Raw genomic sequence first — 14,867 nt, 5'->3', positions numbered from 1 at the left:
ATGTTCCTCCTTGTTTTCAGATAATCTTGCTAATTTGTTCATAAAACTTGTCCATTCCGTTAATGCTAACGTACATAAAAGGAATGACTAGATAGAAGTAAATTACTGCTTGAAGAGGGGCGAAACCCAACATCAGCCCCCAATTTCCTTTTTCGTTTACGATCCTTTCATATTCTTCTTTTCTCTCCTCCTGATAATAGTTTCGATCTGTTTCCAAATCATCGAACGCTTGTTTAATCGGAATGCGTTCCAATGAAGCTTGCAAGCGTTCGATGGTTCGGACGAATGGTGTAAATGGGGCATCCATCTTCAATTCTTCGAGCGCAGCCTGCGGGCCAGATTCAAAATTCAACAAGCACTTTTTTAGCGGCCCCTTAAAGATGACTGCATAACGCTCCATCCATTCTAATATCGTTTCGACGGATACCCTTTCGATTTCGCAGAGCATGGCGATGATGGTATGCATTTGATCGACTTCAAGTTTCATTTCCATATCACGCAACCGTTTCTGGAAATAAAGGATCCATACAGGCGCGTGATATGCGACCAGCGCAGATACAAGGCTGATTAGCACTTCCCACCATTTCAAATACTCGTTGTTGATAACGGATATCTTGCTGGCAATTCGATCAACTGCGATTTTGATTTCATCCGGATCTGCATCGGGGCCTTTTAGTTTGATTACTTCCATAGCGATTTTATCTACAAGGTCATCTCCCCCTCCTTTAATTTGCTCAATGACTTTTTTGTCGAAATCTGTGAGTTCTCGTGCAGACTTTTCGTCCTCGGGACTAACTTTTCCAAATATGGTTTGATTGTTTCCAGAGGAAGACAGCACTTGGTTGACTGTAAGAACGTGCAAGTATGCAAAAATGCTTATTGACGCTATCAATGTTGCCGCGAAAAGGAATATGCGTCTCATCTGAAACCACTCAAGCGTCAAACTTGAATTGGTTTCCTTCAGAAGTTTAGTTAGTCTGAAGTATTCCTTGGAATGCGATGCCGGCACAAACCGGTCAACCACCCATTTTACAAATCTGTTTTTATACAACGCTTTGCTCAATGTGTGTTTCGACGATCGCGGAATATACCGGCCGGCATCACTATCCTGCATTTTTCTGAGCAGGATGTATGCAACTACAACAGTTAAAAAAATGAAAATCTTAATAATGAATCCAATCCTGCTCGTGTAAAATTCCGACATGGAAGGGAACGTATTTTTTGCCCATTCTTCGATTGGCTTTACAAAAAACATAGGTGCAATTGCAATGATGCTAAGAGACTTGAGTCGATAACTCAGTTTCTTTCTGTGAAGTATCTCCAGGTAAATTTCATTCTTCAACCTGTTCAGTGCTTGTAAATACATGGAGCCGTTCTGTAATATTTTGTCGCCGTATTCCTTGACAAGATACGAAATGCCGGCAAAGACTTTTAAGAATCGGTTAGGTGCAACTTCGTAGTATGCTTCCAGTTTTTCTTGCGGATTATTGGCTGTCAGTATTTCATAAATCTTCTTGGCATGAAGCGACATTTCATATTTCGAAATCTCTGCAGCTTCATAAATTGCTTCATCGACCATACCGTGTTGGTGGTATTGGTGCCGTACATCCGCGAAGTGATCGGTCATCTGTTCAAGCAACCGATCCTCAACCCGATTTACAAATGCGTCTATTAACAATCCATTTACGATGAGAGCGCCGAGTAATATTAAGAAAAAATACGTGAGATCGCGGGTTATGAGCGTAAGAATCAGCACTGACACACTCAAAGTCCCGAGCACAAGGAATGTTATCCTCATTGTTTCTTTGCGCATTGTAAATTCGTCATACGAATGGATTGTTGCAAGACGGTTTCTGATTTTTAAGACATATCGTGATATGAAAGGTAACCGGGTTGCGTAAACATATGACTTCTGATAAAAGTCATTAATCCTTTGCTTTCGCTTCTTTCCTCTGGGAAGCATGAAACTTGATGATACTGGTCCGATCGAATTTTCCTGTTTTTTTGTCAGATACTTTGCGGCCGCAAAGAGAATCACGCTTATCCCAAGAGAAGCACAAAGAATGATGAACAAAGCTGTTTGAATCATGCCGCCCCCCCTGTTCTTTCAAATTGTTGGAGGAACGATTCGAACAACTCTCGATCCCTTGCTGACATATGCTCTTTCATTTCCTTGACGTTCCTGTCCGAAATCGGATTTACCCAGACATACTTCCCATTTTCATATCTGATGATGTCGCGATATTCAAATGTTTTACGATCCGTCGATCGACGGAAAAACTCTGTCATTGTCACCGCCATTTGCACCAGTGTCTCGCGCATCCCTTTTGTATGCAGATAGTCCATTGGGTACTCCTGATCCTGGGAAACAGGAATGCATTCTGTAATGCGTTCAATGTAACGTTTGCCGTCATAATCGCGTTTTAGGTGAACGTCGAAGTTGATGACGCTGACCACTTGAACTTCTGCCGTTTTTTCATCGTGGAAGATCCCCTCTTTTAAGAGAGAGTTCCTCAGCGAGAAAATCAGGTCGTTAAAGGTTTTGGCATGGTGCGTAAAAATCGTAAACAAGCTGGCTACTTGCGCCATTTGTATCATCCATGCCGCCACCGGGTCGGTAGCGACCTCGCCGAGAATGTTTACCGAGCCATCCGTCTTTTTCTGAACGTCGAGTCCTTCCTGGCCGGTTATGGTCTCTGTTTCGCGAAACGTAAGAATATTTCTCCAAGGATATCTCTTCCTTAAATGCAATTCGAACGCCATCTCTTGGACCCGAAGGGTTAAGGTGGCATAAATGTATTCAACGAGTGCCATGAGCAAAGTGGTTTTACCTGATCCTTGTGCGCCGGTAATCGCGGTAATGCGGCACCCCTTCATGAGAAAGATGAGGAGCTGCATAACCATTTCAGAATTGTGCACCTTTTTGGGATCAAGGATTCTTTCTAACGACGCATTCGGTATATCGAATTTTCTTACAAAAAATGCCCATGACTCTGAAAATCCTGGCCGGACGACGACTACCCGCGACCCGTCCTTCATTTCGTTTACCTTGTATCCGTTCGTTTCAGTCAATTGGCCAGGGTTGTTGAATTTGTAAATGTTCTGGCAGACTCTTCGTAACTCCAGTTCGCTTCCGAACGATAAAAATGAGAGATGTATGGACTTGCCGCGGTAAAAAATCCATATGCTGTCGTAATCATTCGGAATCGTCTTTTTGGATACTTGATCGGTGTATATGTCCCCATCTTCGCCGAAATATACCGTTGAAGCGGGAAGGCCGCTGACGCCCCCAGACACACCGTCTATATTCATATCCCGGATTTCGTCAACAACACCAAATCCTTTGTATTGCTGATAAACTCGTTGAACGATGATCCATAGCTTGTCCTCAAAAGACAAGCCATGAATTTCTTTCCGATAAACATCATCGATTTCCTGTGCGGTTATGATGTATGATTCCGTATTACCTTCCTCGATGACGTATTTGGGTTCATCCAGCTTATATTTCTGAATTAACTCCGATAAAGCGTTGTACTTATGCTTCTTTTGCAACTGATGCAATAGGATTTCGAATTTATCTTGGCTTGTAAGCCGGCCAGGCTCATCAAAAGGGATCACATAGTTGATATTTTCCTCGTTAAAGCCGTATGTCTGTAGAAGTAAGTCAAATATGAACGTTTTAACATAGGCTTTATTATGGACATCCCCCAGGGAACATTCTTTCAAAGCGCGCTTCAATTCGGCACGCTTATTTGCTCGACGGCGAAACTCCTCTTCTGATAAGCCGAGGTCATAAAGATTGCTGTTCGTGATTTCGTTCAACGTGTTTTGAACATAGGTAATAATTGCTTCGATCGTGTATTTTTTTTGGTCAACAGCTTCAGGGTTAGGTGTTTCTTTCTTTTCAGCCATTTTCATGTAAAGAAGCAATCCGGACGAGATCAATATGATTGCGATAAATATGAAATTTATTATCAAGGGCGTATTCAAGGAAATCATGCCCCCTGATCACTGTACAGTTTCCGGTTGATGCCGATCCGATCTAAGATGCCTCTTGTCAGGCGTCTTACTTCATCAAAGAAAAAGAAATTGTCGTCTCTTTTTCCGATATTGCGATTGCGAATGAAAAACTCGATTACCGAACTATAATTGTGTGCATCCATGAAGTCCGTGCAGCGCGGAACCGTATAGATCGAATCTTTGTATTTGAACCGGCGTGAGATGTTTGCATAGGTGCTGCGGGACTTGCGATCGTACTGACCAAGCACAACGATTCGAGGTTTGTCTTGCAGCAATTCGTCGAATTCTTTGTGCTCAAAATACCGTTCAAGAATGGTCATATTTTGGTTGAGGCAGATAACCACCAGGTCGGCGCATTGAATGACCGTCCTGGTTAACTGATTTTTCACACCGCTGTTCACATCGATCAAAGTTACATCATAAAATTTGTTTGCATTCAGGAAAATATCGTGTACCACATCGGCCAGTACAATTTCTGCTTCTTCGTTTTTTGCAGTCCCGATCAACAAATCTAGGCGATCTTTCAGAATTGGATATGTGTAGTCCTTTACCTTCTCGGGTTCGAGCTTACGGCTACGCGCAAATCGAGCCAGAGCGTCCAGACCAATATCGGTGAAATTGATGAGGTTATTCTCGTTTTCCATTTTTTGCTTCAAAAAACCCCGTTCCAGCGTCGAATGAGCCCAATGAGTGTGCGATACCAATGTTTTTGTTGTATATTCCGTGCCAATAGAGGCAGAAACGGCCAACGTGCTGCCGGTAGTTCCCACTTGCCCGTGAATTGGTCCCCAAAACGCTACAAGTGCCATGCTATTCTCTCCTCTTCGCTTTTCTTATCGCTTTTCTTACTGTTCTGCGGTCACACTCAACGATTCGTTGACAAATATCCGTAATTAAGGAGCGATAGGTTCTCGATAATCCTTTGAGGTTTATTTTCCCGTTATGTTGATTGTTTATTTTTATAGCCAAATCCACTTCATCGACCGGTAGATGGTATGATTCGTCCGGCCAAACCACGAGGTGTTCAGTCAATTGCATGTTTAGATATTCATCGTCGATCGAACATTCCACCGAGTTGAGAATGATTCTTTCGACTTCCAATTGTCCAGGGGATTCAGTGGTCGAATAAATTCCGTCCATAACCTCCCTAGTTTTGACAAGACAAGATCGTTCATATGACGTCACAACATAACGGAGATCGGCATTTTTGAATTGTTCAAAGGTGAGAAAGCCGGGTATGTCGGTATCTACGAGAGCAAGATCATACTCTTCTCCGACTTCCTTGTTGTGTTTCAGCTCATCAACGGCTGAAAGATTCTTCAATCGAAAGGCCACATCGAATCCTTCAAATTCCGTTTTTTCACCTACAATCGGATTGATTGCATACTCATACAGTTGCGCTTTTGTACCGTCTACAAGCAGTACCTTTTTTCCGATGTTTGACAGCACCTTTGCAGTATAGAGAATCATGTCCGTCTTATCCGCGGCGCCTATAAATATCACGAATTTCATGCTTCATTCCCCCTCTGGCGACACGGAGTCAGATACCGATTGTCTATAGATCTCCTCTTCCTTCTTACCGGCTGGTGCATCACCTGATGGCACTACACTTGGGCCATTTGGCAATGGCGTCGTTCCCTCTTGTGGTTTGTTTTCAGCCGGTTGCTGAGGGATTGTTTGATTTTGGTTCGTTGTAGGTGGCGATACAGTTGGTTCGGTAATCATTTCATTGCTAGCAGGCTGCTGATTGTTCGATTCTGATCTTTGGTCTGCAGCCGCCCTTGCACTTGCTATTTTTTGCTTCGCTTCAGCTGACATTTCTGCAAGATCCTTTTCCAGCACCATACGTGCATTTCTGCTCAGTTCAGATTCAGCAATTCTGAGTAGATTCGGATCGGTGAGAATTAAGCTTAATACTTTCAAATTAACCGGATAATTGATAACTGGCTTTTCTTGCATATAAGGATCCACGTACGCCAGGGCGTAAATTTTTGCGTCATTGATGAAGGCGTCAACGATGGCACTCGACATTGTCAAGATTTCTTGTTCATTAACGTCCAGCCATACTGTTCCATTCTGAAGGTCTTTAACCTTTTTTTTCGCTAAAACGATATAGTCTTGCCCGGTCGGGAAATTAATCCGCACATCAATAAAGTCATCTTTTTTCAATTTCGTTGGAAGTGAAATCATGGTGTATTCAGCATTTCTTACATCCCTTGGTGTAATGCCTTCGTCGAAAAGCATCGAAGGTAACACCATGCCATTTTTGCTTATATCGATTTTGGTAATTTTACCTTTCAAATCTTCTGAATCTACGATGACGTTTTCGGGAACTTGATCGACGGGTAATTCGCCAATCGTGAAAAGCTCTGGCGTTAATTTCTCGCCAGCTTTAATGTCTTGATTCGCGAGAAGCACCTTTTTTTTCTGCTTCATTTGTTCCTGCTTATATTTCTCTGCTTCTTTCAACCGAGCTTCGTAATCCAAGCGAATACTCTGTTTTTCTTTCACGAATTGCGTATATCCATAGATTCCAAGTGTACAAGATATAAGAGCCGTAACGAGTACACCAACCAGGCCGGCATATATTAAATTTTTCGTTCTCTGCCTAATAACTGACATATAACTTCCTCGCCTTCATTGATTATCAGCGTTCCTGAAAAATTGCTTGCATCTTCTTTTTGAGTAGGGACAGTTTCCGATGCTGATTGAGCTTCAGCAGATCCTCCAATGCTGAATCGACTTCTTTGCTCTCGACGAACGGATCGGGATGAAACGGCAATGAGTGTATTTTTCGTTTCGGCAACTTCTTTTTGATGTCTCCGATGACTTGCTTATTTGCCATAGGGACGCACAATTTCCATTTGCTTTGGTCTTGGTGTATTTGCTCGCGATAAAATCGATAAATATCTTTTTGTTTCCATTCACTACCGGATCCGACGATGATTTGAATGTTTGCCCTCAAAAATTCGTTGTACCACGCTGTCGTTTCGTACGAACCGAGATCAAGGATGATATAGGCGTAGTTACCGGTTAGTAACTGCACCATATTTAACTCTTGAACGGTTTTTATATATTTCACGCCATGAATATTGAATGACGGGTTGCGAAGCATTTTTTTGTTTTCAACGCCTTCGTAGGCGCACTCAATCTCAATAAAATCTTCAGAATCGTTTGCTTCAACCAATGCAACTTGTCGCCACTCACGTAATTTGACGTGAGAAAGGCGATTTTTTGTTATGTATGTTGGCGGAGGAAATAAACCGTTGGTTGTCGTAAGTAGATGGGAGTTGAGACGACAATCATCAGGAGGATGCAATCTTCGCAGAAAACGCAAATAGGAAGACCCTCAGGTTGGCGCCCAAGTCTTCCTATTTGCCCTGCGAATAAATCGCTATGTCTATCGTAACGGATTGGAATTTGGATGTAAAGCGGTATCTTCAGTCCTGCTCTGACGGCATTCCCGAAGCAGACCGGCCGCGTGTGTGTCCGCACTGCTCCGAAACCGTGATGTTGCATCGGCACGGCCGGTTTTTCCGATGTGTCTTTACTCTCACGGAACGTTTCGTCATTCCCATTTTTCGTTTTCGTTGCCCCCAATGTTCCAGAACGACGAGCGTATTGCCGGCGTTCCTTCTGCCTAAGCAGCAAACGGCGGTCGACATCCAGGAAGAGGTCGTCCGGGGAGAGACCCATGGCGCTTCACGTATAACCATGGCGCAGCAATCCGCCGCCTGGCCCGGCGGTCCGTGGTCCGTACGCACGATCCGGCGGTGGTGCCGCCGCTGGAAGGACATGCTTTCCAAGCTGGAAGATCGGTTGGCTGCGTGGCTTCTTTCCCGGCACCCGCAGGTGGCGTTGCCTCGTGGGCGGGGAGCCGGCTGGTCTTTGTGGTTCGCCTGCTGGGAACGGCTTCGGACATCGGCTCAGGAGGGGTCGCTGCTGCATCGGCTGAACCGATGGGCACGGCCATTGTCGGTGACGGTGCCCGGTTGATGATCCCACAAACGTTGGCTGTCGATGAAAGCCCGGGGGAGCGGCGACAATGGAGGCTGGGGAGATTCCCCGAATCCATATTCCGAGGAGGGTTCTGCCGATGGAACATCCCGAAAGCATCGCCGCTGCCCGGTATGCACTGATTGCGCCGATCGTCAGCCGGCAAACTCCGCTGGCGCCCGGAGAAATGAAGGCGCTGCTGCAGGAGGCGTCCCGCTGCGTCTATGAAGTCCCCGGCGGACGCTCGCGCACCGTGAGCATTCGGACGCTGGAGCGCTGGGTAGAGGCGTATCGCAAGGGCGGCTGGGATGCGCTGAAGCCGCGCGTCCGCAGTTCCAAGGGGCGTTTGCGCATGGACGGGGCCGTGCTGGAGAAGGCCAAACAATTGAGACGTGAAAGGCCCGAACGGAGCGTCGAACAAATCATCTTTCTGCTCGAGGAAGGCGCACTGGTCCCGCCGGGAACGGTTGCACCCAGCACACTGGCGCGCCACCTTCGCCAGGCCGGTCTCAGCCGCCGCAGCGTCATGAAAGAAAACGCGGCATCCGGCCACCGCCGCTTCGAAGCGGAGGATATTCTGGTTCTGGTACAGGCGGACTTCAAGCATTTCGTCTACCTGCCTGACCCGAGGAACCCGAAGAAACGGAGAAAGACGATCTTGTGCCTCGTTCTCGACGATTACAGCCGGTATATCCTGCATGCCCAGTTTTACTTCGACGAGAAGCTGCCGCGGCTGGAAGATTGCCTGAAGAAAGCGATCCTGCGCTGCGGCGTTCCGGAAATGCTGTACGTGGACAATGGAGCGGCGTTTTCGTCCCAGCACCTGACCCGCATCTGCGGGAAGCTGGGGATCGACCTGCGTCATACGCGCCCTTTCCAGCCCCGTGGACGCGGGAAAATTGAGAGGAGCTTTCAGTTCATCGACACGAGTTTCCTTCCCGAAGTGTACGCGCGCATCGAGGCGGGCCAATTGACGACGCTGGAGGAGCTGAACGACGCGCTTTGGGCGTGGATCGACGGCTATTACCACCAGCGGGTGCATGGCGGAACGAAAGAAACCCCTCAGGCCCGTTGGAACGGCAGTTCGCGCCGGCCGAGGCGGGTGTCGCTCGCCGAATTGAACGAGATCTTTCTGTGGGAAGAAACACGCAAGGTGGATGCGACCGGCTGTGTCCGCCTCCTGGGCAATACGTATGAAGTGGACGGCGATCTCGGCAGCCGGCAGGTGACGCTGCGTTACGATCCGTACGACCTGCGGGAGATTCAGGTCTGGTTCGAAGGCGTTCGCCGCGGCAATGCCAAGCCGGTCGAACTGCGGCGTTACCGCGACCGCCGGGTCCCCGCCGACGAGGTCGCGCCGGCAGAAGAAGCGGACGTGCAGCTCTCCTTTCTCGATTTGGCGGAACAGAAACGAAAAGCACAGTGGAAGGAAGAAGAAATCCGCTATGCGTGCACCACCATGGGAGGTGAGAAGCGGTGAGCACGGCGATCCGGCCCTTTACGCGCATGCTGGATATGGTGGACTGTTTTTCGTTTCGCGGTCATGAAGAGGCGTTCGCCCGACTGAGCGTGGCTGTGGCACAGCGTCAGCTCGGAGTGCTGACCGGTGAGGTGGGCAGCGGCAAATCTGCCCTGATCCGTCGGTTGTTCCGCTCGCTCGATCCAATGATGACACTGCCGGTGTACCTGAGCCAGTCCAACCTCAAACCGCGTGATTTTTACAGCGAATTGCTGAGGCAGGTCGGCGAAGTGCCGCCCTACTCGCTGCCGAAAGCCAAGCGGCTGTGGGAAGAGGTTCTTCAGCAACGGGAAGCCCAGGGGGAGCGTTCGCTGCTTGTGGTTGTGGACGAAGCTCACGAGATGAGTGAAGAAATGCTGCTCGAACTTCGCTTTGCTATGGGGGCCCAGATGGACGCGCGCTCCTACTTTCCGATCATCCTGTCGGGACAACCGGAACTGCGGAAGAAGCTGCGCCTGAAGAAGTTCGAGGCAATTGCACAGCGGATCGGCATGCAGTACCATCTGACCGGGATGACGCGCGAGGAAGCCGGCGCCTACATCAAGCATCACATGAGGACGGCCGGTTTGGAGCGTCCGGTATTCTCAGAAAGCGCCGTGCAGATGATCCATGCGGCAAGCCAAGGACTTCCTCGTGTGATCAATCTGATTTGCACCCATGCATTGTATGATGCAGAAGGGAAAGGGCATGAGGTTGTCGAAGAAGCACACATTGGCCGCGTGTTGGCGGATTTGGACAAGCAGCGTGGAGCGGCAGGCTAACCTGCCGCTTTCACATTTCCGGTTGATGATTGGCGACCCAATTCTCATATGGGTGACGTGGCTGACGTACAAACGATCACGTCATTGTCGGTGGTTGTTCCACCGTCAAATTACGTGATCGGCAACAGCAACTGAGTACCCCTGACGCGCCAAATGATTAGCAATTAGAATGGATGTATGAGTACATCCGACTCCACGATTCACTCCCGTTACCGCAATTACCGCAGTAATTCCAGCGAAACGGTCCCGTGTTCTTCTTTTAATGTTTCTTTCGATGACTGGGTCGAGGTCCAAGTCCAATTCATCCGTTTGTACGATATTGATTGCTGCCTTTTTTTTCTCACGAATTTCATTTTTTTTGTTTTCAATTAAGTCGAAGAATCTGCTCCCTGTGGTACTGAGTTGCCTGCCCAATTCCTTGGCGGCACTCCCGATCATAGCTCCGTACCCTGGACCTGATTTCACCTTGTCTGCCGGGTCGTCATCTGCATGATCTGTCTGCCGATCTTCGATGTCGCCCTCATTTGACAAACTGTCTGTACTTTGCCTATGCGTTTCTTCCGGCTGCTCCTCAGAGCCGCTATGTGCTTGAGGCCGATAAGGAGTTGTGACACCCGTTAACCGCGCTTCAACAAGCCCTGGCTCCAAGTCCATGTAATTAATGCAATTGATCCCGTCATTTGTTAAGTTCTGTATAAAGTCATCCTCATCCCGATAATAAATAAACATTATGGTCGTCGCAGGACGATCCTCTCGTATTCGCCGAATCAGTTTTTGGAATGATTCTTCAGATTGAATAATGGATTCCATAAAAATGACCACATTCGCTTCGACTGATTCCCATTGAGGGATAAAAAAGTCTAACGAATCAATGGTTCTTATAATTCGGCCATATTCCGATAGTTCGTCTGCGAGCCACTCTGTTTCATCGCGATCGGGTGTCGCCAAAAAAATGCGATTCATATTCTCACCTTTTTTCAACATCATCCTTGCTAATTAATTTATATATCAATATATTGATTTATTAATATGAAGCAACATTACTGCAAGTCGTAGTACGTTTTTTGTCCGTCTTGAAAGACGAAGAATCCTTGGGTCAATTTTACTTCCTTATTGTACAGCTCCTCATCCGTCACATACCAGACATAACCCGAAGCACCTTCTTGTTCCATTACCTTGTTTGCCAATTCAGCCTTTTCTCCGGTCGATACGAGAATAACTAGTATCGCCCCCTTCTCCACCGTTCCCAAATAGGTCTTATAAAACTGTGCTTGGTATCGAAGGGTTTTTAACCATTTCTCGTCTTCACGATGCACGACGAGATAAAACGTCATTTCTTTTCCTTTTGGGTTTCGCAGAACGTATTTCGCAGTTGGAATTTGCTGTTCTTCTTTCATCGTTAAAATTGGATGAAATTCAAAGTGAACCATGTTGAAGTTTTCTCTGAGATGTATGTAAAGTTCATTTGTCACGATGTATTTCATCCGAAAAAGCATTGTTGTTGGCTTCGGCATCCTGGGATCTCGATGACCGAGAACCATGCCGAATCGATATTTCAGGATATCCGCTCCACTTGCTCCCAGTTCGTAATAACTGGGCCTGTTTTCGCGCGGACTGGAATAGCTCGTCCATTGCAGTTTCCGTATAAGGCCGTGTTTCATCATCTTTCGTACCCGGTTTCTCGCAGTTTGCTCTCTTTCAGTATCCGGGAAAAACAGCCTTGTGATTTGTGAGAGCGTTAGCCATCGGTGTACAAAGATAAATTTTACGATTTCAATATCCCGTTCCGTTATCCAACCTTGCTCGATTTTTTTTTGAATGTAGTAGAAATCGTGACGAGTTAGCGGGTCCATTTTCGTGATATATGCATATGGGTCATCGAAAAAAGGCTTTTCTTTCACCCCTGAGTTTTGCTCTGGCTTAATTAATGGCGATACGTGAAATTCCATCTTCTTTCCCCCTAGCAAATTTCGTGAGGGAAATGGACGATTTTACTCCTGATGCGTCTCCCCTTCTGATCGATATGCTTAATACGTACCGTAACGGTTTGTCCTATACGCAAACCACCCACGGGTACTTTGTTCGGAAACCACGCCAGAGATTCGACAGCCGGTTTCAATTTCACGAATACCCCTACATTTTCGACAATCCCCGTGATAATCCCTGAGTAAAAATCCCCGACTCCAAAATCCTCGTGTATTCTCTCCCACGGGTCTTCGAGCAGTTCTTTTCGTGATACTCTTACCTGCTTCTTCTCGCGGTCAATCTTGGTAATTTTAACCGTCAATTCGGTGCCGAGAGGAACCAGGTTTCTGCCGGACGGAGTCCAATCGTACTCGTAGTCCTGGATCGGAAGAACACAAGTAACGCCTTTAATTAAAAGGTAGAGGCGTTCATCTTCAAATCCGGATACGATACCAGTACAAACATGGTCAACGTCGGCCGTTTCCCAAAATTCCTCTTGAAGTTCGTCGAGCGCCTGTACTCGGGAAAGCAATACTACTCCTTTTTCTTCATCAAATACCTTGTACACTTTCGGATCCAGTCCGAGTTTTTGTACATCCAACACCATGAAATCAATTTTGTGGTCAATAAATCCGACCAAGGAACGATATTTTCTCCGGTCGAATTGATCTTCATAAATCAGACCCTTTAAGCCATTGTTCAGTTTAACAATGGCGCACTGCATCTTTTTTCCGTGCGGTTCGTGAGTTTCTACTCCAATAACTACCCCTTGATGAATTTGCTTGCGTCGTAGCGATGTTTTGTACTCTTGCATCGGATTGACCAGTTGTTGCATCAATGCATCGTTCATGTGAGTTCCTCCTTTATTTTGAGGTATAAATTGTAATGGTTTCTATTAGCTACCTTGCTGTATCCAATAAGATCAACTTCCCCGAATTTCTTATCAATAACCTTAATGCTTTTTCCTTTGAAATATTCGGTGACGTCAATCTCATCCAATTCCGTTCTCCATTCGATGCGATAGATACCGGCTCTTGTTGGAGTCACCCCCGATAAATCAACGCGGATGTTGATTTCTCTGTTGGTTAACTCATCTGTCCCAATTTCCATTTCATTAATTATTTTTTGTACTACGAGATTCCGTGCTGACCACTCTCTCAGGAGGCGTGGTTTCGTTTTTCGCATATAGTCCACAATGATGAACAATGGAACTTCGTCATATATGAAAAGACATGTTTGGTAAAAGGTCTCGACGTTGTCCACGCTGCATGAAGGATGGGTAAGGATGAATTCCAGTTCCTTTATGAGTTGGTCATTCATCGGAAACTCCTTTCGTATAAATTCGCAATCCAATTCAAATAATTAAATAATATATATATCAATATATTACTATACCACCATAGAAAAAAGAAGAGGGTTATTTTATTCTATTCAGATGTCGTGGCCGTTGTTTTCTTTGACTCCAAGTCCCATTTTGAATTGAATTACTGGATCGACCATTGCTTACCAACTTGATACATACAATCGGCTTACCCTCACGATCCAATTTTGTGTCAATTCCGTAGGTGAAGTTTTCGTAGAAAATCGTGCAGTCTTCGTCGTAAACTTCTCCCTCTTTTACTTGTTCTGCGAGGTAGCCGAGTATCTCTTTTCCGTATATCGTTTCGCCGTCCGTCTCGGCCTCCGGGTGGTTAAATAACTCAGAAAGTCCTTTTGTTCGAAATTTTGCCGGCTTGCCGGTGAATGGGTTTATTATGGTGACAATTTTTACATCTTCAATTTTAGGAAAAACAATGTGTGCGAAGCCATCTTCGCGCACTTCGAAGCGGAAGATTTTTCCGTTGAACGACCATGTCTCGTTAATATCAAACTCTAATTTGAATACTTTGTCGAGCAAGGCGTAAAAAAGTGTTTCATAATCATCGATTTCCTCTTCCAAAATGAAATCCGGAATGCCATAATAATAAAGTCCACGGGTTTTGACGTTCAAAATATTTCCCTCTAAATCAGTTGTCACGATAGGATACAATGACGGGTCGTAAAATTGATACATGAATCGGCTACCTCCTTTCCATCTTTTTTACAGTAATTATATAACGGATTTTTAATTTTTCAAAATAGATCGAAATCATCTATCAATCGTACCATCATTTGCCTTTTGCCTTTGTTGACTATATAATATTTTGATTAAATTATTGTTTATTGTATATGTCAATTAAGTAATAGATATGATAATATAGTGATTAGTGAAATCGAAAGGTACGGTGATTTATCAAATGGTTGATTTTGAGTTTAATTCCCAACTTTACCCCTACTTGAAAGAAATGATTATGAACTTACCCAACGCTCCTAAGCTTGTTATGCAAGCCTTATCTAAGAAGGATTATAATAAAGAGGATCTTTCTCTCCGAAGTGGTGTTAGACGTGGTGAACTCAATTTTGCACTATGTTGGATTGAGGCATTAGGATTTGTTTACTACACTACAAGCGGAAGACAAAAACTCTATAGTCTTACCCCACTCGGTAAAAAAGTATATGAAGAATTCAACGATCTTTTTCACACGCTTAAAGAGGAACCAAAGGATTAAAAAATAAAGGGAATAGTT

Annotated in this window: 15 protein-coding genes; 4 read left to right on the top strand and 11 right to left on the bottom strand. The window is 45.6% G+C overall.

Going from position 1 to position 14,867, the window contains the following annotated elements; genetic code table 11:
- Positions 1-16: 16 nt before the first annotated feature.
- The 6 genes from THECO_RS19710 to THECO_RS19685 form a co-directional block, all read right to left on the bottom strand.
- Positions 17-2,089 (bottom strand): hypothetical protein, encoded by a 2,073-nt coding sequence (locus THECO_RS19710; RefSeq protein ID WP_015256742.1) that lies wholly within the window; start codon positions 2,087-2,089, stop codon positions 17-19.
- Positions 2,086-3,918 (bottom strand): Flp pilus assembly complex ATPase component TadA, encoded by a 1,833-nt coding sequence (locus THECO_RS19705; protein ID WP_157373765.1) that lies wholly within the window; start codon positions 3,916-3,918, stop codon positions 2,086-2,088. The genes THECO_RS19710 and THECO_RS19705 overlap by 4 nt, the downstream gene beginning before the upstream one ends.
- Positions 3,919-3,995: 77 nt before the next feature.
- Positions 3,996-4,829 carry a P-loop NTPase family protein gene (locus tag THECO_RS19700; RefSeq protein WP_015256740.1) on the bottom strand — a complete coding sequence of 278 codons (834 nt, stop codon included), beginning with the start codon at positions 4,827-4,829 and terminating at the stop codon, positions 3,996-3,998.
- 1 nt (position 4,830) lies between these two features.
- Positions 4,831-5,532 carry a hypothetical protein gene (locus THECO_RS19695; protein ID WP_015256739.1) on the bottom strand — a complete coding sequence of 234 codons (702 nt, stop codon included), beginning with the start codon at positions 5,530-5,532 and terminating at the stop codon, positions 4,831-4,833.
- Between the two features lie 3 nt (positions 5,533-5,535).
- Entirely contained in the window at positions 5,536-6,531 is a 996-nt protein-coding gene (locus THECO_RS19690; RefSeq protein ID WP_157373764.1) for an SAF domain-containing protein, read from the bottom strand.
- A gap of 136 nt (positions 6,532-6,667) precedes the next feature.
- The gene (locus THECO_RS19685; protein ID WP_157373763.1) at positions 6,668-7,357 is read right to left on the bottom strand and encodes a hypothetical protein; all 690 of its coding nucleotides are present in this window, start codon (positions 7,355-7,357) and stop codon (positions 6,668-6,670) included.
- Positions 7,358-7,416: 59 nt separating this feature from the next.
- Between THECO_RS19685 and THECO_RS22775 the strand changes: the two genes are divergently transcribed.
- The 3 genes from THECO_RS22775 to THECO_RS19675 all read left to right on the top strand — a co-directional run bounded on the left by THECO_RS22775 (position 7,417) and on the right by THECO_RS19675 (position 10,296).
- Entirely contained in the window at positions 7,417-8,016 is a 600-nt protein-coding gene (locus THECO_RS22775) for a DUF6431 domain-containing protein (protein ID WP_408646052.1), read from the top strand.
- Positions 8,017-8,116: 100 nt separating this feature from the next.
- Positions 8,117-9,496, top strand: a complete 1,380-nt coding sequence (locus THECO_RS19680; RefSeq protein ID WP_015253877.1) for a DDE-type integrase/transposase/recombinase — start codon at positions 8,117-8,119, stop codon at positions 9,494-9,496.
- Entirely contained in the window at positions 9,493-10,296 is an 804-nt protein-coding gene (locus tag THECO_RS19675; protein ID WP_015253876.1) for an ExeA family protein, read from the top strand. Before THECO_RS19680 ends, THECO_RS19675 begins: the two co-directional genes overlap by 4 nt.
- 105 nt (positions 10,297-10,401) lie before the next feature.
- On the opposite strand, the gene THECO_RS19670 is transcribed toward THECO_RS19675, so the two are convergent.
- The 5 genes from THECO_RS19670 to THECO_RS19650 form a co-directional block, all read right to left on the bottom strand.
- Complete coding sequence (locus THECO_RS19670; RefSeq protein ID WP_041854706.1) at positions 10,402-11,259, bottom strand: hypothetical protein; 858 nt, start codon at positions 11,257-11,259, stop codon at positions 10,402-10,404.
- Between the two features lie 77 nt (positions 11,260-11,336).
- Positions 11,337-12,245 carry a replication-relaxation family protein gene (locus THECO_RS19665; RefSeq protein WP_015256736.1) on the bottom strand — a complete coding sequence of 303 codons (909 nt, stop codon included), beginning with the start codon at positions 12,243-12,245 and terminating at the stop codon, positions 11,337-11,339.
- A gap of 11 nt (positions 12,246-12,256) precedes the next feature.
- Positions 12,257-13,111, bottom strand: coding sequence for a hypothetical protein (locus THECO_RS19660; RefSeq protein ID WP_015256735.1), 855 nt, complete (start codon positions 13,109-13,111; stop codon positions 12,257-12,259).
- A complete protein-coding gene (locus THECO_RS19655; protein ID WP_015256734.1) occupies positions 13,108-13,581 on the bottom strand; it encodes a hypothetical protein in 474 nt (157 codons plus the stop codon). The genes THECO_RS19660 and THECO_RS19655 overlap by 4 nt, the downstream gene beginning before the upstream one ends.
- Before the next feature lie 97 nt (positions 13,582-13,678).
- A complete protein-coding gene (locus THECO_RS19650; protein ID WP_015256733.1) occupies positions 13,679-14,314 on the bottom strand; it encodes a hypothetical protein in 636 nt (211 codons plus the stop codon).
- A gap of 223 nt (positions 14,315-14,537) precedes the next feature.
- On the opposite strand from THECO_RS19650, the gene THECO_RS19645 reads away from it, so the two are divergent.
- Positions 14,538-14,849, top strand: a complete 312-nt coding sequence (locus THECO_RS19645) for a hypothetical protein (RefSeq protein ID WP_041854704.1) — start codon at positions 14,538-14,540, stop codon at positions 14,847-14,849.
- The last annotated feature ends 18 nt before the right edge of the window (positions 14,850-14,867 follow it).

The sequence above is a fragment of the Thermobacillus composti KWC4 genome (assembly GCF_000227705.2).
GTDB lineage: Bacteria > Bacillota > Bacilli > Paenibacillales > Paenibacillaceae > Thermobacillus > Thermobacillus xylanilyticus.
This window is presented reverse-complemented; position numbering and strand designations above follow the sequence as displayed.

Bases quoted from the DNA above. Each gene is read 5' to 3' on its own strand.
- THECO_RS19680 (WP_015253877.1), top strand. From the start codon at position 8,117: ATGGAACATCCCGAAAGCATCGCCGCTGCCCGGTATGCACTGATTGCG.
- THECO_RS22775 (WP_408646052.1), top strand. From the start codon at position 7,417: ATGTCTATCGTAACGGATTGGAATTTGGATGTAAAGCGGTATCTTCAG.
- THECO_RS19660 (WP_015256735.1), bottom strand. From the start codon at position 13,111: ATGAACGATGCATTGATGCAACAACTGGTCAATCCGATGCAAGAGTAC.
- THECO_RS19705 (WP_157373765.1), bottom strand. From the start codon at position 3,918: ATGAAAATGGCTGAAAAGAAAGAAACACCTAACCCTGAAGCTGTTGAC.
- THECO_RS19700 (WP_015256740.1), bottom strand. From the start codon at position 4,829: ATGGCACTTGTAGCGTTTTGGGGACCAATTCACGGGCAAGTGGGAACT.
- THECO_RS19695 (WP_015256739.1), bottom strand. From the start codon at position 5,532: ATGAAATTCGTGATATTTATAGGCGCCGCGGATAAGACGGACATGATT.
- THECO_RS19710 (WP_015256742.1), bottom strand. From the start codon at position 2,089: ATGATTCAAACAGCTTTGTTCATCATTCTTTGTGCTTCTCTTGGGATA.
- THECO_RS19665 (WP_015256736.1), bottom strand. From the start codon at position 12,245: ATGGAATTTCACGTATCGCCATTAATTAAGCCAGAGCAAAACTCAGGG.
- THECO_RS19650 (WP_015256733.1), bottom strand. From the start codon at position 14,314: ATGTATCAATTTTACGACCCGTCATTGTATCCTATCGTGACAACTGAT.
- THECO_RS19670 (WP_041854706.1), bottom strand. From the start codon at position 11,259: ATGAATCGCATTTTTTTGGCGACACCCGATCGCGATGAAACAGAGTGG.
- THECO_RS19645 (WP_041854704.1), top strand. From the start codon at position 14,538: ATGGTTGATTTTGAGTTTAATTCCCAACTTTACCCCTACTTGAAAGAA.
- THECO_RS19655 (WP_015256734.1), bottom strand. From the start codon at position 13,581: ATGAATGACCAACTCATAAAGGAACTGGAATTCATCCTTACCCATCCT.